19 protein-coding genes and 1 tRNA gene are annotated in these 22,302 nt (G+C 49.9%); 17 read left to right on the top strand and 3 right to left on the bottom strand.

Annotation, left to right across the window (positions count from 1 at the left end):
• The first annotated feature begins 38 nt into the window (after positions 1 to 38).
• The 14 genes from KXJ70_RS01715 to KXJ70_RS01650 all read left to right on the top strand — a co-directional run bounded on the left by KXJ70_RS01715 (position 39) and on the right by KXJ70_RS01650 (position 17,343).
• Entirely contained in the window at positions 39 to 1,682 is a 1,644-nt protein-coding gene (locus tag KXJ70_RS01715; protein ID WP_219041729.1) for a peptide ABC transporter substrate-binding protein, read from the top strand.
• Positions 1,683 to 1,684: 2 nt separating this feature from the next.
• Entirely contained in the window at positions 1,685 to 2,629 is a 945-nt protein-coding gene (locus tag KXJ70_RS01710; protein WP_219041728.1) for an ABC transporter permease, read from the top strand.
• A gap of 13 nt (positions 2,630 to 2,642) precedes the next feature.
• Positions 2,643 to 3,953 (top strand): ABC transporter permease, encoded by a 1,311-nt coding sequence (locus KXJ70_RS01705; protein WP_219041727.1) that lies wholly within the window; start codon positions 2,643 to 2,645, stop codon positions 3,951 to 3,953.
• Positions 3,950 to 4,951 (top strand): ABC transporter ATP-binding protein, encoded by a 1,002-nt coding sequence (locus KXJ70_RS01700; protein ID WP_219041726.1) that lies wholly within the window; start codon positions 3,950 to 3,952, stop codon positions 4,949 to 4,951. Before KXJ70_RS01705 ends, KXJ70_RS01700 begins: the two co-directional genes overlap by 4 nt.
• Positions 4,948 to 5,931, top strand: a complete 984-nt coding sequence (locus KXJ70_RS01695) for an oligopeptide/dipeptide ABC transporter ATP-binding protein (RefSeq protein ID WP_219041725.1) — start codon at positions 4,948 to 4,950, stop codon at positions 5,929 to 5,931. The genes KXJ70_RS01700 and KXJ70_RS01695 overlap by 4 nt, the downstream gene beginning before the upstream one ends.
• Before the next feature lie 109 nt (positions 5,932 to 6,040).
• Complete coding sequence (locus KXJ70_RS01690) at positions 6,041 to 6,508, top strand: hypothetical protein (RefSeq protein ID WP_219041724.1); 468 nt, start codon at positions 6,041 to 6,043, stop codon at positions 6,506 to 6,508.
• Between the two features lie 151 nt (positions 6,509 to 6,659).
• Positions 6,660 to 8,366: an AMP-binding protein gene (locus KXJ70_RS01685; protein ID WP_369409739.1), complete on the top strand. Its 1,707-nt coding sequence runs from the start codon at positions 6,660 to 6,662 to the stop codon at positions 8,364 to 8,366.
• A 58-nt stretch (positions 8,367 to 8,424) separates the two neighbouring features.
• On the top strand, positions 8,425 to 12,327 hold the full coding sequence (hrpA, locus tag KXJ70_RS01680) for an ATP-dependent RNA helicase HrpA (protein WP_219041723.1): 3,903 nt from the start codon (positions 8,425 to 8,427) through the stop codon (positions 12,325 to 12,327).
• Between the two features lie 414 nt (positions 12,328 to 12,741).
• Positions 12,742 to 13,128, top strand: a complete 387-nt coding sequence (locus tag KXJ70_RS01675; RefSeq protein ID WP_219041722.1) for an HvfA family oxazolone/thioamide-modified RiPP metallophore — start codon at positions 12,742 to 12,744, stop codon at positions 13,126 to 13,128.
• A 50-nt stretch (positions 13,129 to 13,178) separates the two neighbouring features.
• Complete coding sequence (locus KXJ70_RS01670) at positions 13,179 to 14,045, top strand: HvfB family MNIO-type RiPP peptide maturase (RefSeq protein ID WP_219041721.1); 867 nt, start codon at positions 13,179 to 13,181, stop codon at positions 14,043 to 14,045.
• On the top strand, positions 14,042 to 14,791 hold the full coding sequence (locus KXJ70_RS01665; protein ID WP_219041720.1) for an HvfC family RiPP maturation protein: 750 nt from the start codon (positions 14,042 to 14,044) through the stop codon (positions 14,789 to 14,791). The genes KXJ70_RS01670 and KXJ70_RS01665 overlap by 4 nt, the downstream gene beginning before the upstream one ends.
• A gap of 76 nt (positions 14,792 to 14,867) precedes the next feature.
• The gene (locus KXJ70_RS01660; protein WP_255558161.1) at positions 14,868 to 15,587 is read left to right on the top strand and encodes an MlaA family lipoprotein; all 720 of its coding nucleotides are present in this window, start codon (positions 14,868 to 14,870) and stop codon (positions 15,585 to 15,587) included.
• A gap of 81 nt (positions 15,588 to 15,668) precedes the next feature.
• A complete protein-coding gene (locus tag KXJ70_RS01655) occupies positions 15,669 to 16,850 on the top strand; it encodes a PP2C family protein-serine/threonine phosphatase (RefSeq protein ID WP_219041718.1) in 1,182 nt (393 codons plus the stop codon).
• 4 nt (positions 16,851 to 16,854) lie between these two features.
• Positions 16,855 to 17,343 carry an STAS domain-containing protein gene (locus KXJ70_RS01650; protein ID WP_103684048.1) on the top strand — a complete coding sequence of 163 codons (489 nt, stop codon included), beginning with the start codon at positions 16,855 to 16,857 and terminating at the stop codon, positions 17,341 to 17,343.
• A 30-nt stretch (positions 17,344 to 17,373) separates the two neighbouring features.
• Here KXJ70_RS01650 and KXJ70_RS01645 read toward each other — a convergent pair whose 3' ends face one another.
• From KXJ70_RS01645 to dusA, 3 genes are all read right to left on the bottom strand, one after another.
• Positions 17,374 to 17,826, bottom strand: coding sequence for a tellurite resistance TerB family protein (locus KXJ70_RS01645; protein ID WP_219041717.1), 453 nt, complete (start codon positions 17,824 to 17,826; stop codon positions 17,374 to 17,376).
• Positions 17,827 to 18,043: 217 nt separating this feature from the next.
• Positions 18,044 to 18,994 (bottom strand): transaldolase, encoded by a 951-nt coding sequence (tal, locus tag KXJ70_RS01640; RefSeq protein WP_219041716.1) that lies wholly within the window; start codon positions 18,992 to 18,994, stop codon positions 18,044 to 18,046.
• Positions 18,984 to 20,006 (bottom strand): tRNA dihydrouridine(20/20a) synthase DusA, encoded by a 1,023-nt coding sequence (dusA, locus tag KXJ70_RS01635; RefSeq protein ID WP_219041715.1) that lies wholly within the window; start codon positions 20,004 to 20,006, stop codon positions 18,984 to 18,986. The genes tal and dusA overlap by 11 nt, the downstream gene beginning before the upstream one ends.
• Positions 20,007 to 20,139: 133 nt before the next feature.
• Here dusA and gltX point away from each other — a divergent pair, with 133 nt between their 5' ends.
• The 3 genes from gltX to KXJ70_RS01620 all read left to right on the top strand — a co-directional run bounded on the left by gltX (position 20,140) and on the right by KXJ70_RS01620 (position 22,289).
• Complete coding sequence (gltX, locus tag KXJ70_RS01630; RefSeq protein ID WP_219041714.1) at positions 20,140 to 21,624, top strand: glutamate--tRNA ligase; 1,485 nt, start codon at positions 20,140 to 20,142, stop codon at positions 21,622 to 21,624.
• Between the two features lie 139 nt (positions 21,625 to 21,763).
• Positions 21,764 to 21,839: transfer RNA gene (locus tag KXJ70_RS01625), tRNA-Ala, on the top strand.
• 171 nt (positions 21,840 to 22,010) lie between these two features.
• Positions 22,011 to 22,289 carry a polyhydroxyalkanoic acid system family protein gene (locus KXJ70_RS01620; RefSeq protein WP_219041713.1) on the top strand — a complete coding sequence of 93 codons (279 nt, stop codon included), beginning with the start codon at positions 22,011 to 22,013 and terminating at the stop codon, positions 22,287 to 22,289.
• The last annotated feature ends 13 nt before the right edge of the window (positions 22,290 to 22,302 follow it).

The following is a 22,302-nucleotide window of genomic DNA, read 5'->3' as shown; positions in this document are numbered from 1 at the left end:
AATTCAGTATTGCCGGGGAGCGTATTGTAGCAGTGAAAATGGCTAAAACCTCCGCGAGTCGATTTTTGATAGTGCCGGCTGTTGCCCTTCAATTCTTGGCGATTTTTGTATTATCTGTTGGCCTCTTGTCCCAGGCGCAGGCGCAGGCGGTTGACGCCCAGAAAAGTAAAGTGACTCTCGCCTTAGCGACTGAGCCGCCAACCCTAAATAGCGCCGTGGCGACAGATACCATAGCCAGTTTTGTATTGTCGCATTTGATGGAGGGTCTATTGGTTTACGGATCCGATGGTGAGTTGGCAGCGGGTGTTGCAGAGCGCTGGCAACTAGATGCTGATGGCGCCACGTTTTGGTTGCGTGATTCGGCGCGCTGGAGCGACGGTAAGCCGGTGACGGCCCATGATTTTGTGTTTGCCTGGCGCCACGCCCTTAAACCCAGTACCGCGTCGCAGTATGCGTTTATCTTCTATCCCATTAAAAATGCAGAAGCAGTTAACGGTGGACAGCTAGCGGCGACGGAGTTGGGTGTTTCTGCGGTGTCCGATCATGAACTGCGGGTGGAGTTTGCTAAGCCCTGTCCCTACTTTCTTAGCTTAGCTGCCTTTATGACGTTTTTACCGTTGAGGGAAGACGTCGTTGCGCACTGGGGCGGGCGCTACGCCGCTGATAGTGACAAGCTGGTGGTTAATGGCGCTTATGTATTAGATAAATGGGTACACGGAGCTCATCTTAGATTACGTAAAAATGGCCATTATTGGCAGAAAGATGGCGTCAAAATACACGAAATAGATATGCCTTATATTACGGCCGACCCCAGCGCCCAGTTTAATTTATTTCGCGATCAACAAATTGCCATTGCGCCATTGGATACGGGCTTGCTGGATGAGGCTGTCGAACGTGGTTTTAATATTGAGTATTTTCACACCGGCTCCCTATATTTTCTCGAGTTTAATTTTCGCGAAGGACGTATTAGCAGCAATCGCGCGTTTAGAAAAGCGGTTCAGCGATTAATCGACCCAGACTTGCTGGTCAATAAAATCATCGGTTTGCCGGGTGTTAAGCCAGCGTATTCACTTTTTCCTGTCACCGTTAAAGGTAGTGAAAAACCCTTTCGCGAAGAGTATCCGGTCATGCGTGTCGACGCCGATATTGCCGAGGCGCGCAAGTATTTAAAGCGGGCTAAGGCTGAGTTGGGTTTAGAGTCGTGGCCGCCGCTAGTGATGTTGGCGGGAGATAGTCCAAGAGCCTTGCAAGAAGCGGAATACTACCAGTATTTATTTAAAAAGGGCTTAGGCTTGGAGCTCCGTATTGACCAGCAGGTGTTTAAGCAGCGACTTGAAAAAATGCGCCGTGGCGATTTTGATATTGTCGTGGCCGCGTGGGGTCCAGATTACGACGATATTATGACCTTCGCCGATCTATTCACCTCCTGGAATGACAATAATCGTGGACGTTATGATAATCCACTCTATGATCGCTGGATTCGATTGGCACAATCGAGCAATGATGCGAAGACGCGTTTTAATGCCATGGCGCAAATTCAACGCATAGTAGTAGAGGATGTGCCCATTTTACCCACCTATGAAAATGGCGCCCTGTATGTTCAGAACCCGCGGTTAAAAGGTGTTCGACGCTCTATCTTCGGTGGTGACCCGAATTTTCGCTACGCATGGATTGAGCAATAATTATGCTGAGTTTTATTGCCAGAAGACTGTTGTCGGGGGTGATTACGATTTGGTTTATCGCCACCGCGACGTTTTTTGCCATGCATGCGGTGCCGGGAGATCCGCTTACCCAAGAAAAGGCGATGTCGCCAGCGGTACGCGCGCAGCTAGAAGCGCGCTATGGTTTGGATAAGCCACTATTTGAGCAATACCGCTTGTTTATGAGCAATATGTTGCACGGCGATTTTGGGATTTCCTTTACCCAGGAAAATCGGCGGGTAAACGACATTATCAGTAAGCACTTTCCTATTTCGGCGACCTTGGGTATCGCCGCCGTATTAATTGCGCTGGTGGGTGGGGTGGCGGCGGGTTCAGTAGCGGCCTACTGCCGAAATCGTTGGCCAGATCGCTTGGTGATGGTTGCTGTTATTGCCGCTATTTCGGTGCCGGGTTTTGTTATTGCTGGCTTGGCGCAACTGGTCATTGTGGCAATGAATAATGCCGCGGGTAAAACCTTATTGCCCGTTGCTGGTTGGGGTAGTGTGAGCCAAATTTGGGTGCCAGCTCTGGTGCTAGGTTTGGGCACAATGGCGTATTTGAGCAGAATTATGCGCGCCTCAATGTTGGAGGTGCTCAGCGCAGATTACAATATTGCGGCAAAAGCCAAGGGCGTTCATGGTTGGCGTTTGTTTTGGCACCATCAGCTGAGAAATGCGGTATTGCCGGTGGTGACCGAGTTGGGCCCAACTATCGCCGCAATTACGACCGGTGGCTTTGTGGTGGAATTGATTTTCGCCATACCGGGTTTGGGACGATATTTTGTGCAAGCCGTTCAGCAGTTGGACTACACCGTCATCATGGGAACGACCGTGTTTTACGGCGCCTTCCTGGTGCTGGTGGTGGTATTGGTTGATATTAGCTATGGCTTAATTGATCCGCGTATTCGTTTACACCGAGGCAGAGCATGAGGCCGTCGTACTAATGGCAATCTCAGTATTCCGTTTTGCTCCTAAAACATGGGGCGCCGCAGACGATTTGGAAGCGGTTGCGCCTATTCCACTGCCGAGCATGGCCAATCCCACTGTTATTTTGTCGGGATTGATGGTGATTTTTTTACTGTTGTTTGTCACTGTCGGACCGTCGCTATGGCGTCAAAGCCCGTCGCAGCAGTGGCTGTCGCAGATATCGGAAGGAGCGAGTCGCGCTCGATCGGTGCGGATTGTATCGGACAACGGTGCGTGGCGGCCCTCTAAAAAAGCAGATGCGCCAAGCGGTTTAAAAGTTCACGCAGCGAATACCGAGTATGTAAGGCTGCAGTGGCCGAAATTGGCGGGTATAGAGCGCTATCGCGTATATCGCGGTGACGCTGACAAACCCGGACTTGGCTTGGCGATCACCGAGACCGCAGACAGTTATTATCAAGATCGTCTGCAGCTGAGTAGCGAAGTGTATCGCTACACTATTGCCGATGCCGATACCGGACTCTTACTACTGTCGAGAGAGGTCAGGCCGGAAGCGGCAATGTCAGTTTTTGAGGCCCAGTTACAGGGCTTAATTCCGGTGACGAATAACAAAACTCAGTGGGTTGAAATACCGGGGCATCCGCTGGGTACCGACGCGCTAGGGCGCGATATATTGGCCCGCTTGATGGCGGGTGGCCGCACATCGCTGTTTGTTGGTGTGGTGGCTCCCTTACTTTTTATTACTTTCGGTTGTATTTTTGGTGCGATTGCTGGGTTGATGGGAGGCTGGGTAGATCAGCTCGCCATGCGTTTCGTCGACTTTGTGGTGGCACTGCCGTTTTTATTATTTATGATTTTATTCCGCGTTGCGTTTGGCATCGGCCCTGGCGAAAACGGCATCATGCCACTTATTGTTGCGATGTTGGTGTTAAGTTGGCCGGGTAGCGCGAGATTGATACGCGGGCAGGTATTGGCGCTGCGCAGCCAGCCGTTTGTAGAGGCCTCGCGCATCGCTGGCGTCAGCACCTCTCGTATAATCCTCCGTCATATGTTGCCCAATGTATTGCCGATGATATTAGTGGCATTTAGCTTTGCGATTCCGCAGGCAATATTTACCGAGGCATTTTTGTCATTTATCGGTATGGGGGTGTCGCCGCCGACCACTTCTTGGGGAGCGCTATGCAATGAAGGTATCAAAACGCTGTTGTCGCATCCTCGCCAACTCATCCTTCCGGCCATATTCATCAGTCTGTCGGTGCTGGCCTTTAATATATTGGGCGATGCCCTGCGCGATGCCACTGATCGACGCTCGGGGGTGGTGCGCGCATGAGCTTACTCAAGTTAAGGTCACTGCAGGTTAGTATCGGTCCAGTAAAAGCGGTTCGCGATGTGTCTCTGAGCTTGGAGGCGGGGGAGTGCAGAGCGTTGGTTGGTGAATCGGGCTGCGGCAAGTCGGTGACGGCGATGACCTTGCTGGGACTCATGCCAAACGCAGCAAAAATCAGTGCTGAAGAATGGTGGTTTGCTGGCCGCGATATGACGCAAATCAAGGAGCGTGAATGGCGTCAGTTGCAGGGAAATCAAATCGCGATGATTTTCCAAAACCCGATGACGGCTTTAGACCCGACGCAAACCATCGGTGCGCAGATAGCCGAGCCATTGCGGATTCACAAAGGCCTGTCGCGACGAGAAGCAAAAATGCGCGCAATCGCCTTGCTTGAACGCTTGGCTATTGCCAACCCGGCGCAGCGGGCAGAACAATATCCCTTTGAGTTTTCTGGCGGTATGTTGCAGCGGGCAATGATCGCGATGGCGGTTGTGTGTGAGCCAGAACTCCTTATCGCCGATGAGCCTACCACCGCCCTCGACGTTACCGTGCAAGCAGAGGTTTTGTCTTTGTTACAGGAGATGCGGGAGTCAAGCGGCACTGCCATGTTGTTTATTACCCACGATCTCGGCGTCGTTGCCGAGATCGCAGACTCGGTGTCAGTGATGTACGCCGGTCAAACCGTTGAGTCAGGTTCGCTGCACGATGTGTTTAGTCGGGAGGCCCATCCTTATACCCAAGCTCTAAAGCGGGCCGTTCCGAGTTTGGAGAACCCTAAGCCTTTGGAGGCAATAGCAGGCACCCCGCCTGATTTGCGTCAGCCGCCGAGTGGCTGCGGTTTTGCCGCGCGGTGTTCGAAGCGCATGGCGATTTGTGAAGAGTCACCGCCACTGATGTCCTGTGGTGAAGACCATCTTGCACGCTGCTGGTTGTGGCATAAAGATCACCCAGAGCGCTGGCGCGAGGCCGAAGCTGTTTCACTGTTGGGAGGAAAGTTATGACCGCGCCGCTGGTGGATATTCGCCAATTGCGCTGCCACTTTAAAAGTGGCGCTAATTTATTGGCGGCGGTTGATGGCATTAACCTGCAAATTACAGCGGGTGAGGTGTTAGGACTTGTTGGTGAAAGTGGCTCTGGCAAGTCTACTCTGGGGCGAATGATCGCAGGTTTGCAGTCCCGTAGTGCAGGCAAAATTTATATTGATGGCAAAGACATGCCCCATTCCTATCGTCGTCATGACTATCGCGAGATGGCGACCCAGGTTCAAATGGTGTTTCAAGATAGCTATGCAAGTTTAAATCCGCGGATGACGATTTTAGCGAGTTTGCAGGAGCCGCTTTGGAGCCTTGGTATTCATGGTCAGGCCGCGCGGGATAAAGCAGCCTACTGGCTAGATCGTGTTGGTTTACCGCAATCCGCGGGGGAGCGTTATCCCCATGAGTTATCTGGCGGTCAGCGCCAGCGTATAGGTATTGCTCGGGCGTTTATTACCGAACCAAAGTTGGTGATTTGCGATGAGCCGGTATCGGCACTGGATGTCTCAGTGCAGGCGCAGATTATTAATTTATTGCAGGAATTGCAGCGTGAGCACAATACCGCCATGCTGTTTATCGCCCACGATCTAGCTGTTGTAAGATTTTTAGCCACGCGCACGGCAGTTATGTATCTTGGCGAAATTGTAGAGATTGGGCCAACAGCCGCCGTGTTTGAGGCACCTCGTCATCCCTATACGGTGCGATTGCTCGCGGCACATTTAGATGGAAACCCAAAGGGCCGAATACTAAACAAGTCGCTACCGGCTCAGACTATTGCCAATCGAGCGCCGCTGGCGACCGATAGGGGATGCCGATTCGCGCCGCGTTGCCACATGGCTGAATTGGCGTGTTGCGATACCCCGCCGTGGTTGCAGCCCAGCAGGGTGCGCACTGAAGCAGCCTGTCATCGCCTAGTGGATATTGAAATTCTTAGATCCAGGGCATAGCGTTGGTATTGAGGTTTTATCGGCTAGGCGTTGAGGTCTTAAAATAATAGGGTAGTTAGCCAGCCCTCTGAAAATATTAATATTGGATAGTCATTTTATGAAAGTGAATATGGATACATCGAGCGTACTGACAATTTCAGTAAATTTATTTAAGACCTGCTTGTTAGATGTGGGCCGCACCGAGGCGAAACGTTATTTTAAGGAGCTAGAGGCCGGTCGGGAGCTGTTTTTGACCAAAATGGAGATGCCGGATAAATCTACAGTGCGGGTTAGATTGCAGTTAATGCCTGAAGAGTTTCGCGGTCACTTAAATTTCAGTGCGTTTAAACTGCAGTTGCAGATGTTGTGCGCCGAGTTGGTCAAGGTGATACAGGCTAAATCAGAGCCAATTGTGATGAGCGATGATAGCGGCCAGCAACTTGTATTTAATATTCCAGCTATAAGCCATATCGATGGTCATCTTAATGCGCTGGTTTTGGCCGCGGATCTGCGGCGAAGTGGTGAGCTGGTCTTGCAGCTCATGTTTATTGATCCTGAGCAATATCGTGTAGCTGAACCCGCTAGCGTTGAGGGATAAGCTAGGGGAACATCACAAAGCCGCTCGCAAAGTGCACTAGTGTTGACAGTGAGTACAAATATCGATAGCTTGCCACCTTTAGTAGGCGTGGTCAGAGTGCCTGTCATCTGACCCTGTCTTAATAACAAAAAGGCCTTACGAGGGGACGACTTTGTCAGCAGCAATGGAAGAAATCGCAGCAGCAATAAGTGCGGCGCGGAAAAACGCAAATGTGCCAAGCAGTGTTGATCTTGCGCAGTACGCTAATCTGGTGGACATGTTTGCCTACTGTGCAACAACATTTGCGGACCACCCGGTTATATCGTGTATGGGTAAAACTATTACCTATCGCGAACTAGATATCTTATCTGCCCAATTCGCGTCATACCTTCAGAACCATACCAACCTGAAGACCGGTGACCGTATTGCCTTGCAAATGCCAAACATTATCCAATATCCAGTCGCGCTTTTTGGCGCAATCCGCGCGGGCCTGATCGTGGTTAACACCAACCCACTTTATAGCGAGCGCGAACTAAAACATCAATTGAATGACTCAGGTGCGAAAGCGCTGGTTGTTTTGGCAAACGTTGCCGAGGCAGCTGCGGCGGTTGTCCCAGAGACACCAGTAGAAACGGTGATTGTCACTGAAATAGCTGATCTGCACACCGGCCTTAAGCGGCCATTAATTAACGTCGTAGTTAAGCGTGTTAAGAAAATGGTGCCTGATTTTAGCTTTAAAAATCAGATTTCATACCGAAAGGCGTTGTCCTTGGGTAAAGGCGGCAAATACACTCCTTCTGCACCGGGTGCAGAAGACGTCGCTTTATTGCAGTACACCGGCGGTACAACTGGTGTGTCTAAAGGCGCCATGATCAGTCATCGCAATCTAATGGCCAATGTCCTGCAAAGTAAGCAGCTATTTGAAAGCTATGGCTTGAAAGAGGCGACAGAAACCTTTTTGTCACCGCTGCCGCTTTACCATATTTACTCTTTTATGTTGTCATTCTGCGTCATGATGCAGGGTAATCACGCGGTGCTTATTCCAAATCCGCGTGACTTGGGCAGTGTGATTAAAGAAATGAAGCGCTGGCGCTGGAGCGGCATGAGCGGTATCAATACGCTTTTCGTTCAGCTTTGTAATCACCCTGAATTTAAAACACTCGATTTCTCCTCAGTCAAAGCCACGTTGTCAGGTGGTATGGCATTAACTGCGGGTGCGGCGAAAGAGTGGATGGAGATGACTGGGGCGCAGGTTTACGAAGGCTACGGCTTAACTGAAACCTCGCCGGTGGTATCAATTAACCCAGGTGGCGCCAATCAAATCGGCACTATCGGGATTGCCCTGCCAGGCACCGAGATTCGTATCGTCACCGAGGGTGGTGAAGACGTGGGAATCGGTGAGCGGGGTGAGCTTTGCGTGCGAGGCCCGCAGGTGATGATGGGCTATTGGCAGCGCCAGGATGAAACTGATAAGACCATTAAAAATGGCTGGTTGCATACCGGTGATGTTGCGGTTGTGCAGGAAGACGGTTATATGCGGATCGTTGATCGCATGAAAGACATGATTATCGTTTCTGGCTTTAATGTTTACCCCAATGAAATTGAAGATGTGCTGAGTGGCCATCCCAATATCGCAGAGTGCGCAGCAATTGGTGTACCTGATGAGAAGTCAGGCGAAGCGGTAAAAATCTTTGTTGCTGCTAAAAATGGCGACATTGATAAGGATGAGCTGAAAGCATTTTTGCGTGAACGCTTAACCGGCTATAAAATGCCGCGTTATATAGAAGTTCGCGATGAATTACCTAAAACCAATGTTGGTAAGGTTTTGCGTCGTTCACTTCGAGACGAGGAGCTTGCCAAGCTCGCCAAGGCTGATTAAATTTTCAGCTCATTGCAAAAAGGCGCCTGATGGCGCCTTTTTTATTTATTTGGAATGTATGTCAGAAATTACCGTGGCCTCACTACTGGCCAGTGTTGACGATTGTATGTTGGGCGATCAGTTTGCATTCGCGAGGCAGTGTCGTCAGCTCGCCAAGCAAGATCGAGAAAACACTGACATTGGCGATAAATTGCTCGCGCTGGCTCAGCGTATTAACGCGTCCGTACTTAGGCGGAAGGCGCGCCAAGATAACCTACCTAAAATTGTCTATCCTCAGGATCTGCCCGTTGCGCAGCGGCTGGATGATATTCGCAAGGCAATTAGCGAGCATCAGGTCGTGGTACTCGCCGGGGAAACGGGGTCGGGTAAAACGACTCAAATACCGAAAATTTGCCTAGAGATGGGACGTGGTGTTGCGGGCTTAATTGCCCACACTCAGCCCCGACGTTTGGCGGCGAGGGCGGTGGCTCAGCGTTTAGCAGAAGAACTCAACACCCAGCTCGGCGAAGGCGTTGCTTTTCAAATTCGCTTTCAAGAAGTAGCCTCGCCGAATAGCTATATTAAGGTAATGACTGACGGTATTTTGCTGGCTGCTATCCAGCGCGACCGATTTCTCAGTCAATACGACACCATTATTATTGATGAGGCCCACGAACGTAGTCTGAACATTGACTTTTTATTGGGTTACTTAAAAACGCTTTTACCGAAGCGGCCTGATTTAAAGCTCATCATTACCTCCGCGACAATTGATGTGCAGCGCTTTTCCGCGCACTTCAATGATGCTCCTATTATTGAAGTGTCTGGTCGCAGCTATCCGGTGGAGTATCGCTATCGACCTCAGGAGGAGCTGAGTGCCGACAATGATTTGGCCGAAGCAGTGGAGTTGGTGCTTCGGGAACTGATGGCTGAGGGCGCTCAGCGTCACGGTGACACGCTGGTATTTCTTAGCGGTGAACGGGATATTCGCGAGTTAACCCGCCACCTCAAACGCGCCGAATTGCCGGGGGCAGAGATATTACCGCTGTATTCGCGCTTAAGTGGCACAGAACAACAACGGATATTTGATTTGCGGGGACGGCGCGGGTGGCGGGTGATATTGGCCACCAACGTGGCAGAAACCTCGCTCACCGTGCCCGGGATTCGTTACGTTATAGACGCGGGTACAGCGAGGGTCAGTCGTTACAGTGTGCGCAGCAAAGTGCAGCGTCTGCCGATAGAGGCCATTTCGCAGGCCAGCGCCAATCAACGAGCGGGTCGTTGTGGTCGCGTTGCGCCGGGTATTGCGTATCGCCTTTACAGTGAAGCCGACTATTTGAGCCGGCCAGAGTACACCGAGCCGGAAATTCAACGTACAAATTTAGCGGCTGTTATTTTACAAATGCTGCAGTTGAAGTTGGGCGATATTTCAGATTTCCCCTTCGTTGACGCGCCGGATAAAAAGTTTGTCAACGACGGCTTTGCGCTGCTGGCAGAGCTGGGCGCGGTTGATGAGGGGCGCTTAACAAAACTTGGTGAACAGCTTGGGAGTTTTCCCGTTGATCCGCGTATTGGCCGTCTTCTATTGGCAGCTGCAGACGCTTCGTGTCTTCGCGAAATGCTGGTAATTGCAAGTGCTTTGAGTATTCAAGACCCTCGTGAGCGCCCCGCCGATAAGCAGCAGGCTTCGGATGAGAAGCATCGTCGCTTCTGGCAGGAGGATTCAGATTTTGCCGCCTTTGTGGCGCTGTGGGATTACGCAGAGGAACAGCGTCAGGCGCTGTCGGCAAATCAGTGGCGAAAGCTTTGTCAGCGTGAATTTCTGTCGTGGACGAGAATGCGTGAGTGGCGAGAAGTGCATCATCAGCTAACCCTGATGTGTCGGCAGTTAGGCTTAAAGCAGAATAAAGAAGCCGCCGGTTTTGAGAGTATTCACCGCGCCTTGTTACCTGGTTTCCTCGGTCAACTAGCGACCAAGGACGAGAATCGTGAATTCACCGGTGCACGCAATCGAAAGTTACATATTTTTCCTGGCTCGGGATTATTCAAAAAGCCGCCAAAATGGATCGTGGCGGCGGAGTTAGCCGAAACAAGCCAATTGTATGCGCGCTGTGTCGCAAAAATTGATCCCGAGTGGGTGTTTGGTGTCAATGATAGTCTGCTTAAGCGCAGTTACTCAGAGCCACATTGGCAGGCTCGCAGCGGCCGCGTTATGGCCTTCGAACAAACCGCGTTATACGGCTTGGTCATTCGCGATAAAAAGCGTGTTCACTACGGCCCGATCGCACCTGAAGAAAGCCGCGAAATTCTTATTCGGCAAGCATTAGTCGAAGGTCGATACCAAGGCCGCGCTGATTTTTATAAACATAACAAAGCGCTAATCGCTGATATTGCGGAGATAGAAGACAAGGCTCGTCGTCGAGATATATTGGTGTCTGATGATGAGCTATTTCGGTTTTACGACGAGCGTATTCCGGCGGGTATCGTCACAGCCAAACACCTTGAGCACTGGCTAAAAGCAACGGCTCCTCCAAACACGCTTTATTTGACTCGCGGCGAATTGATGCGCCACGGCGGTGGTGATGTCACCGAACAGCAATTTCCAGATACCTTAATATGTGGCGGCATTAGCTTCGCGCTTAGCTATCACTTCGAGCCAGGTCACCCCGCCGACGGTGTCAGTGTATCGGTGCCGTTGGGGAATTTAGCGCGGTTGCCAGCGGGGCGACTCGAATGGCTGGTGCCGGGTTTGTTGCGAGAAAAGTGCATTGCCCTGGTAAAAACCCTGCCAAAGGCACAGCGCAAGCAGTTGGTGCCGGTGCCGGACTATGTTGATCGCGCTATGCCGATGCTTAATGTGGGCGAACAGGGGCTGCTTGCTCAGCTTGCCACAGCCTTGTTGCGCTTGAGCGGTTTGCGGATCGATATTAATGAGTGGGCTGCCAATCGCATTGACGATTACTACTTAATGAATGTTCGTGTGCTGGACAATACCGGAAAACTATTGGCACAGGGGCGTGATTTAAGACTGTTAAATACCCAACTTGCCGATCAAGTTCAGCAGGGTATTGCGGAAGAAAGCAGTGGCAGTTTTAACAGTAAAGTACTTCAAGATTGGAATTTTGGGCGCTTAGAAACACGTCATGAGTTTAAACGCGGCGGCGCAACATTGACGGCATATCCGTGTCTGCGGGATGACGGCGACAATGTTGTTTTAGAGTTGGCAGAGTCGGCGCAGGACGCAAAACAGAAGAGCCTTTACGGGGTGCTGAGACTACTATTGTTGCGACTGTCTCAACAGACAAAATTATTGCGGGCGAGTTTGTTTCGACATAACGCGGTGCAATTGCAATTCGCCGCTGTGGGTGAAGATAAAAAGAAATGGCTCGAAGACAGTTTAATAGCCGCAGCTCGACAAAGTTTTGCGATAGATCCTGACAACTTACCTGAAACAGAAGCCCACTTCGACAAACTGTGGCAAGCGGGGCGTGCAAGTTTTACCGCAGACGCTGAGCGCTATGCGGAAATGCTCACGGAAATATTGGGTCATTATTCCGATATTCGGCGGGCTTTGAAAAAGCTGAACTCGCTGAGCTGGATTCACAGTATTAACGACGTAAATAAGCAGCTTGACGGCTTGTTTTTCGACGGTTTTATAACAGCGTTAAATGGTGAAGAGCTGAGTCAATATCCTCGATATTTGAAGGGGGTTTTGCAGCGCCTTGCAAAACTGGATGGCCACTATCAGCGAGATCGTCAGTGCACCCTTGTCTTAGAGCCATTGCAAAGCCAGTTGAGTGACTTTTTACTAAAAGCGCCCGATGAACTTGCTTCCCATCCAGCCCTTAGAGATTATCGCTGGCAGCTAGAGGAATTCCGCATTTCTCTGTTTGCTCAAAATATTGGCACGCGGTCGCCGGTATCAGAAAAGCGATTGAAGCAATTATGGAAAAGTGTCACTCAAGATGTAACATTCAAAGTCTAGTCAGGTCTATTGGGTATGGTCGCGATAGTTTGATTGTCATTGCTGGGTGGGAAAATGGCCCTGGCAATTCTAGTTAACGCAAAATGGCGCCGTTCGCCTGCTCTTCGCCCACGTGGAATACCAAGTCGTATTCCTCCCGTCTCTGCGGGGCACAGCTAGCTAGGTAGCTGATTCTTTGAGCATAGTAGTGCCAATCAAGCTATTCGTGTCTGGTATAGCTGCGACGTAATTTATGGTAAAGATCGGAAACCTTGGTGTTCTCGTAAGCTGATCATTGCATTGTTAAATTTTGAGATCCGGCTATGCTGAAAATGCGGTTTTTACCGTTTAGCTCAGATACATGGCTGTTTTTTGAGCAGAATTTTAATTTACTTGATGACTAACTCGGTGCAAAGCCGGAATGGAGAAATAATAATGGCGTCTTTTACGAAAAAACCTCTAGTTGCGGCCTTTGGTGCGGCGATGTTGGCTTCTGCTGTGAGCCCCGCGATGGCTGATAGCAACCCTTTCGCGGCCAAGCAATTAAGCGCGGGCTATGAACTTGCGATGGGAAGCTCCGATAAAGCGGCTAAATCGGAAGCGAAATGTGGGGCTGATAAAGCCGGTGAGGCAAAGTGTGGAGCTGATAAAGCTGAGCACGAAGGCAAATGCGGCGAAGCTAAGTGCGGCGCTGACAAGGCAAAGGCCGCCCACGAAGGTAAGTGTGGTGAAGCGAAGTGTGGCGCTGATAAGGGGGCAATGGAGGGACAGTGTGGCGGCGACAAAGCGGCGAAGGAAGCGTCATGCGGTGCTGCGAAATAAGCATTATTTTCTTAGTGGTAACGGTTCTCTGAGAGGCAGTGACAATATCAATGGATGAGCTTAACTTAAATAATAGATCTGCTTTGGCAGGTCTCGGTTTGCGTCGAGGTCTCATGTCGGCGTTTAAACAGCTGAGCCCAGATGATATTGATTTTATTGAGGTTGCCCCTGAGAATTGGATAGGGATTGGCGGTCGTTACGGCCGCTCATTTCGTGAAATAGCTGAGCGTTATCCCGTTTATTTACATGGGCTGTCATTAAACATTGGTGGTTTTTCGCCCCTCGACGCAAGCTTGCTGAAAGATATTAAGCAGTTTATGGCGGATTTTGACTGCCCTCTGTATTCAGAACATTTGACCTATTGCGGTGATGAGGGACAATTATATGATTTGCTGCCCATTCCGTTTACTGAAGAGGCAGTTCACCACGTCGCTGACCGAGTTAAGCAAGTACAAGATGTTTTAGGTAGTCGTATATTGCTAGAAAATGCGTCTTATTACGCAGCTCCGGCTCAGGAAATGAGTGAAAGTGAGTTTATTAATGCGGTGCTGACCGAAGCAGATTGCGAGCTGTTACTAGATGTAAATAATATCTACGTGAACAGCATTAACCATCGCTACGATCCCCATGAGTTTTTGCATTCACTTCCTCTGGAGCGCGCGAGATATGTGCATATCGCCGGCCATTACGATGAGGCCGAGGATCTACGTGTCGATACACATGGTTCAGATGTCATTGATCCTGTCTGGGCCTTGCTAGACGCGGCTTATGAGCGCTGCGGTCCTTTGCCAACTTTATTGGAGCGGGACTTTAATTTCCCGCCGATGGCAGAGTTGTTATTAGAGGTAGAGCGTATCAAGCGTGCTCAAGCAATCAACGAGGGTAGTGTCGCTTCACACCGGTTTGCTGTGAGATGAACAATTTTCAGCATGTTCAGCGCGAACTAACCCAGTTTATCCGTAATCCCGACGCTTCTTCTGGGGTGCCGGGTATAGAGGGCCGTCGTTTAGCTATTTATCGCGATTTGTTTTTTAACAATATCAATGGCTTTTTAAGTAATGGCTTCCCGGTCTGTCGCAGCTTGTACAGCGATTCGGATTGGGACTCGATGGTGCGGGACTTTATGATTCGGCATCAGTGCGCGAGCCCTTACTTTCTTAAAATTGCGGAAGAGTTTCTTGAATATCTTCAGCATCAGCGCAGTGGTATAGACGTAGATCCGCCGTTTTTAGCCGAGCTTGCCCATTATGAATGGGTAGAGCTGGCACTCGATGTCGCTGTTGACGAACTTCCTTCCGCGGTAGAGCCTCCCAGCGATATTTTGGATGCGAGGTGGCGTCTGTCTTCACTCGCTTGGCCGCTAGCTTACGGTTTTCCCGTCCATCAAATTAGCAGGGATAACCGTCCCGCAGAAGTGACCGGCGACATCACTTATATCGTGGTGTATCGCAACCGTGCCGATAGTGTTGAGTTTTTAGAGATCAATGCAGTCACGGCGCGGTTACTTGCGTTGTTTGATGACGCGTCTTCGCACAATGCGTACGGAGTACTTAAGGGAATTGCCGCCGAGCTTGGTGTTGAACCTGAAGCTGTGGTGGGGTTTGGTCGCGAGCTTGTGGCACAGTTGGTTGGTCTCGATATATTGATTGTTGCTGAGTCGTAATCATGCAGTTAGTGCCAAGCAAGCGCGCATTGCGTATAGTGTTAGCCGCTTTTTAGAATTGATGGATATGACTCCAATGGAACGAATAGCTTGTGCCTTGCTATTGATGCTGCTGTCTACATTTCAGGGCGTAAATGCGTCTGTAAATGATAGCGATCCTCGCGACCCTTGGGAGGGCCTCAATCGTGCTGTCTTTGCATTCAATGACACGGCGGATCAGTATGTGTTAAAGCCTGTCGCGAAAGGCTATCGCAATATTACGCCGACGTTTGTTGATCAAAGTTTAGCCAATTTTTTTAATAATCTCGGTGAAATTAAGAATATAGGCAATAATGTATTGCAGGGTGATGGCAGCCATGTCCTGGTCAGTGGCGGGCGGTTCATTATTAATACAACAGTTGGTGTCTTAGGCATTTTTGATGTCGCTGGAGCGATTGGTTTAGTGCGTGACTCCGAGGATTTTGGTCAAACCCTTGCGGTGTGGGGGGTGGGTAATGGCCCCTACATAATGCTACCGTTTCTAGGTCCCAGCACTTTGCGGGATGGCGCGGGAAGGGGGGTTGATTCTTATACCGATGTGATGCGCAGTGTTGATCCTGAAAGTGCGCAGTACGGCATGACCCTTCTGGATTTGATTCAAGTTCGAGCCTCTTTACTTGGGACAGAAGAGTTGGTGTCGGGAGATAAATACACCTTCTTCAAGGATGTTTATTTGCAGCGCCGAGATTTTCTTATCAATGACGGCAAGCTTAAAGATGATTTTGGCGATGAAGATTTCGAATCCTTTGATTTCTAATTCCTCGCCTGGTTTCCCCGGCGTAAATTCTGCGCATAAATACGGCTTGTGTGTTCTTGCTGATGCGAGTAAAAAGTCCGCATGAAAGCTACGTTTCCCCAGAGTATCTTATTGGTTCAGCAGGCTGATGCTGTCCACAACGAGCTAGTGTCCTCCTTGGAGAAGCTGGGTATGTCCGTGCTTGCGATTGCGGATTGCTCGACGGCAATGGTGGGGTTTCGCGAAGAAGATATCGATATTGTGATGGTTGATATCGATTTCCCCGATGATCGCGGTATTGATCTTCTTGGAAAAATGGCAGCTGACCCCCGTGAATTGCCTCTAATCGGCGTTTCTCGTCGTAAAAGTCTTGCTGACGTTGTTGAGGCTGTTAGGCACGGTGCAACTGATTATCTGATGCTCCCGCCAGAAAATTTGGACGTTATTCGCCACGTTATTGATCGGGCGGTGGAGCGTGGCGCCCTAAAACGCGAAAACTTGGCCTATCGCACTAAGCTTGAAAACGCGAACCGCGATTTACTTGAAAGTTTGACATTGTTACAACAAGACCAGCAGGCGGGAAAGCACGTTCAGCAGCTTCTGCTCCCAGATACGCCAAAGCAAATTGGCGGCTACAGTTTTTGTCACTTTATATTGCCGTCTTTGTATCTGAGCGGCGATTTTGTCGACTACTTTATTGTCGGTGAAGATCACGCGGTGTTCTTTGTTGCAGACGTGTCAGGGCACGGCGCTAGTTCGGCCTTCGTGACGGTATTCCTCAAAAATTTGTTTGCACGCAAGCGCAGTGATTTTTTACATCGCGGTTCCACTGCTATTTTGTCGCCAGCGAAGATGCTTGCCATAGCAAATCGCGAGTTACTGGAAATGGGCATCGGCAAACACGTAACAATGTGTGTCGGTACTTTTGATCTTAAGTGCCATCAGCTCTGTTATTCGGTCGCAGGTCATCTTCCCGCGCCGGCAATGGCGGTAGACGGTAAGGCGGAATTTCTGCCTGAACACGACATGCCTGTTGGTTTATTTGCCGATGCCGAGTACAGTGATCATATGATCACTTTCCCACCGGGCGCAGTGCTAACGTTGTTCTCGGATGGTATTCTAGAAGTGTTAGACAGTGACACCCTCGAAGAGAAAGAGCTGAAGCTGCTCGATATTCTCGGCGAGGGTGAAAGTATGTCGACAGGACTGGCGAAAACCTTCGGTTTACTAGAAATAGACGAAGCGCCAGACGATATCGCAATTTTAGTCGTGTGCAGGTTATAGGCAAATGCAGCCCGGTAGGATATTGGTAGCAGGACAAGACGGCGCGTTTGTTATCAAACTAGTTGGTGACGTGCGGTTGACGCTGTGTACCACCTTGGACGAGTTTTTCGACGAGATGTTATCTGTTGAAGGCTTTGCCAGTGTTGTCGTTGATCTTTCTGATGCCCTAAATGTCGACAGTACGACTTTGGGTTTACTTGCTAAATTAGCGATTAAAGCCAAAGAGCGTTTTAAGTTTGTCCCTCTTATTTTATCCACTAATCCCGATATCACCCGAGTGCTCGAAAGCATGGGTTTCGATAGGGTGTTTAGAATTCGAGAAGAGCCACTACTCGACGATGAAGACTTAGGCGAGTTGCCGGTCTTACCGTGTAGTGAAGATGCCGTTAAGAAGCGGGTGCTAGAAGCACATCGCACGCTGATGGGGCTAAGCGACAGCAATCACGCTAAGTTTCGTGAATTAGTGTCGTTACTAGAAGGTCAGTGTTTTTAATTCTTTCTCTACAAAAACGCTATCCTTAATCTATTTGCCAGCAGCTTTTTCTGTCGTTGTCAGCTTTGCTCGGATGAATTCGGTGTGAGGTAAATAAATGAGATCAGAGATCTTCCGGATCAAGTGATCTTCGTATTTGTCTATTTGCCCATCCTCAATGGCCACTTCCCAAAGCGCGACAATCAGCTCATATTTTTCAATATTATTGCAATTGTCGTTTATGTAACGGGTAAACGGATACAAGGAGGTGCTGTCTTTATTAAGGGCCGTTGCCTTCGTCATGAATTCTTCAATATTCGCGAGCGACACTGAAAAACACCGAACCAGCAATTCTTGTATTTTTTCGATTTCTTTGGGGTCTTGTTCGAAATCAGATTTGCTCACTTCGATAAGTAGAGCGGCTGCCGCTAACTCCAGCGACATCGTGGTTTTGTTGTCGTCTTCTTCCACGCTGGAAAAAAGCTGCTTTAATTTTTCAAACATATCCTAGTACTCTTTCAATTTGAAAATGATGTGTGATTCGCTAGGTTGGGTGGAGCGGTAGCGAGCGATACCCAACAAACGGTGGGAGAGCATCCCATCATGTTGGGTTTGGTAAACCCCTTCGGGGCGCCCTGACGGGCGTCCAGTCTGAAGGCATGTCGTACCTCAACTCATACCTACGAACTTTGACATTAGGCAATATCATATTGAAGGAGTACTAGTTCCATTCGCTAAGCAGGGTTTCAAGTTTCACTTGGTCGGCGGCAAAGGCCCGTATACCCTCGGCAAGTTTTTCTGTTGCCATGGCATCGTCATTCAAGGCCCAGCGAAATCCGGATTCGGTAATGTCGAGTTTTGGATGGGGGATGAAGTTCATATCTGGACCGAGTTGGCGCGGTAAGGCTTGTGTATCTTCACTCAGTTCAGTTAGCAGTGCTGGGCTTATTGTTAGGCGATCGCAGCCCGCTAAAGCCTCAATTTCACCGATATTGCGAAAACTTGCTCCCATTACAACGGTTTTGTAGTCGTGTTGCTTGTAATAGCTGTAAATGGCAATGACAGACTGAACCCCTGGATCATCATGTGCCGTTTCAGGTGCAAGACCACGGGCGACATGCCAATCTAAAATACGACCAACAAAGGGTGATATTAAGGTTGCGCCAGCTTCTGCGCAGGCGGCAGCCTGAATAAGGCTGAAGAGCAGTGTCAGGTTGCACTCTACACCTTCTTTTTCTAATACGGCGGCGGCTTGAATGCCTTCCCACGTTGAGGCGATTTTAATGAGTAGCCGGTCTTTGGCGATACCTTTTTGCTGGTAAAGCTCGGCTATGTAGCGGCCTTCGGTAATCATCGCCTCGGTATTGAATGAGAGGCGGGCGTCGACTTCAGTAGACACTTTGCCGGGTACCAATTTGCAGATTTCCGCGCCAATTTCTACCGCTAGTTGAGTCGCGGTTTTTTGCAGCCACTGGGCGTCTCGGGGGCCTTTACTCTGGGCGGAAATGACGCGCTGTATTAGCGGTTGATATTGGGCAAGTTGAGCGGCTTTAAGAATGAGTGATGGATTTGTCGTGGCATCTTGAGGAGAAAAACGCCGGATTGCATCTATATCGCCGGTATCGGCAACCACATCGGTGAACTGCTTTAGTTGTTCTAACTTACTGCTCATTACTTACTGTCCTTTTTGTCATCATGGTCTGCAGGGCTTCTTCGGTAAGGTTTAATGCCTGCTCCAATACCTCAATGCCGGCGTCGGGGCGATGGCCGTGCTCGCTTATATAACGTCGAAATAGTCGACCACCGGGTTGTCCATTAAATAATCCCAGCATATGTCGGGTCATATGATTGAGCCGCGTACCTTGTGTAAGTTCCGCTTCTATATAGGGGAATAGGCCGCGAATGACGTCACTGCGCAAAGCGACCTGTCGGTCTTGGCCGTAAAATTGCGAATCCACATTGGCCAGAATAAACGGGGTTTGATACGCGCTTCGGCCCATCATAATGCCATCCACGTATGACAATTGCGAGGTGGCATCTTCGATGTTCTGAATGCCGCCATTGATGATAATTTCGAGCTTGGGAAAGTCCTGTTTTAGCTGGTGTACCAAGTTGTAGTTCAGCGGCGGAATTTCGCGATTTTCCTTTGGGCTCAAGCCTTGCAGCCACGCCTTGCGGGCGTGAACGATGATCGCGTCAGTGCCGGCCTCGTCAATGGCGGCGACAAACTCCTGCAGCGGCCCGTAGCCTTCTTGTTCATCAATACCGATACGGTGCTTAACGGTAATGGGGAGCGAACTAGCGTCTTTCATTGCCTTTACACAATCGGCAACGAGGGCAGGGCGAGACATGAGGCAGGCGCCAAAAAAACCATTCTGAACGCGATCCGAAGGGCAGCCGCAGTTTAAATTCACTTCGTCGTATCCCCATTTTTCAGCCAGTTGTGCTGAGTGGGCCAGTGCCTTGGGGTCACTGCCACCAAGTTGCAGGGCGACAGGGTGTTCAATATCGCTAAAATTGAGGTGGCGCTCGGCATCGCCATGGATCAGCGCGCCGGTAGTGATCATTTCGGTGTACAGCACCGCTTCTGTGGTCAGTTGGCGCCAAAAGACACGGCAGTGCCGGTCAGACCAGTCCAGCATGGGGGCGACGCAAAAGCGGCGATTAAGTAATTTTTTGTGCATCTGCCGCGAAATACCTCTGCGGGTGGGTGAATCTTGCCTCGTCCGGCACGTATAATGGCGGCCTGAATGGCCCGCTCACGCAAATTGATGTGAGGCTAAATGTCTATTGTATTCAAATGGTAATAAACACTCCATGACTGTTCGCACTCGTATTGCTCCTTCGCCCACCGGTGACCCGCATGTAGGCACGGCTTATATCGCACTGTTCAATTATTGTTTTGCGAAAAGTCAAGGTGGCGAGTTTTTGCTGCGCATTGAAGATACCGACCAACAGCGTTCCACTCCTGAATCGGAGCAAGCAATTTTGGATTCACTGCGCTGGCTGGGTTTAGAGTGGGCAGAGGGGCCAGACGTTGGTGGGCCGCACGGGCCGTATCGCCAGAGCGAACGCAGTGATATTTACAAAGCGCATTGTGAGCAACTTATTGCTGCCGGACATGCCTTTCGCTGTTACCGGACAGCTGAAGAATTGGATGTGCTGCGTGAAGCTCGTCGCGAGGCAGGTGGGCATACCGCTCTTAAATATTCAGATCTGAAACTAGACGATGCTGAGCATGCGCGTCGCGAAGCGGCTGGCGATGCTTATGTGATTCGAATGCACGTGCCTGAGGACGATGGCCGCTGCGAAGTCGACGATATGCTGCGGGGTAAAATTGAACTGGAATGGGGGCAGGTAGATGCCCAGATCCTATTAAAATCTGATGGTTTGCCGACCTACCATTTGGCAAACGTGGTCGATGACCACTTGATGCAGATCACCCATGTGCTGCGCGGTGAGGAGTGGATTAATTCTGCCCCTAAACACAAATTATTGTATGAGTATTTTGGCTGGGAAATGCCGGTGTTATGCCATCTGCCCCTGTTGCGAAATCCCGATAAAAGCAAGCTTAGTAAACGCAAAAATCCGACCAGTATTTGGTACTACCAGCGCATGGGGTTTCTACCCGAGGCGCTGTTGAATTATTTAGGCCGCATGGGCTGGTCGATGCCGGATGAAAGCGAGAAATTCAGTTTGCAAACCATGATCGACAATTTCGATATCACCCGAGTGAGTTTGGGTGGGCCGATATTCGATGTTGAAAAACTGCGCTGGCTAAACGGCTTGTGGCTTCGTGAAGATTGCAGTCTTGAGCAGTTGGCGGATCGTATGCAAGAGTGGGCCTTTAACCGCGAGACACTAATGAAAATGCTGCCACATGTGCAGTCTCGAATCGAAGTGTTTAGCGATATGGCACCGTTAGCGGCGTTCTTTTTGTCGGGGATGTTGCCGCTCACTCCCGCGAGCTTTGCCGCTTCAAGTCTAAGTGAAGAGGAGTTAGTCACCTTGTTGCAGTGCGCGGCGTGGCGTTTGGAATCGCTGAATGATTGGCAGCGTGATCGAATTTTCGCAGAGGTGAAATCCTTGGCCGATGGCTTGGGAATCAAATTAAAGGATTTTATGCCGCCTTTATTTATTGCCATTGCTGGAACCACATCATCAATTTCTGTTGTGGATTCTATGGAGGTCTTGGGGCCAGATATGAGCAGAGCGAGATTGCGTCATGCCATAGAAGTCTTGGGTGGGGTAGGCAAAAAGCGCCTGAAAAAGCTGGAAAAGCAGTATCAGGAGCTCACATAGCAAATTCCTGCAATGTGGGGAGCTGGCTCATAGTTGGAGCGGGGATTCCCTTGCGACAATGAATAGAAAAATGCAGTGATTTCAAGTCGATGTGTTGACAAGTTCTGGGGCTGACCGTAATATGCGCAGCCTCCACTTTGGGGCTATAGCTCAGCTGGGAGAGCGCTTGCATGGCATGCAAGAGGTCGGCGGTTCGATCCCGCCTAGCTCCACCAAAGTTTTAAAAACCGCGTAAAAGCGGTTTTTTTTTGCCTGCAATTTAGTGACCCTATGCAACGGTTTCAGCTGTGCCAAAATTGTGCACAGTAATTGGGCAATTTTCGTGTGAGCTGTCATAATGCAAGTGTCTTATCAAGCTACGTCTCTTTTTGTGGGGTAATCAATCTGTGTCGAATATATCTCTTCGTCAACGCCATAATAAAAAACCCGAAGAACTTCGCGAGTTAATCCGGCAGATGGCGATCAAATTAGAAGAGCGTTATCAGTTGAATTCTCGCTGGCTAAGTAATGATGAGCTTGAGGTTGCACGTTCTGGGGTAAAAGGACGAATTACCTTGGGGATCGACGAAGTGAAGGTTGATATCAAGTTGGGCCTAATGATGGGTGCCTTCAAGTCGACAATTCAAAAAGAAATATCACGCTCAATGGCTGAAAAGCTAGTTTAAGAAAGATAAGGCG

Source organism: Zhongshania aquimaris (genome assembly GCF_019312595.1).
GTDB lineage: Bacteria > Pseudomonadota > Gammaproteobacteria > Pseudomonadales > Spongiibacteraceae > Spongiibacter > Spongiibacter aquimaris.
Note: the sequence above shows the minus strand (reverse complement) of the source record. Positions and strands in the feature narration are given on the sequence as shown.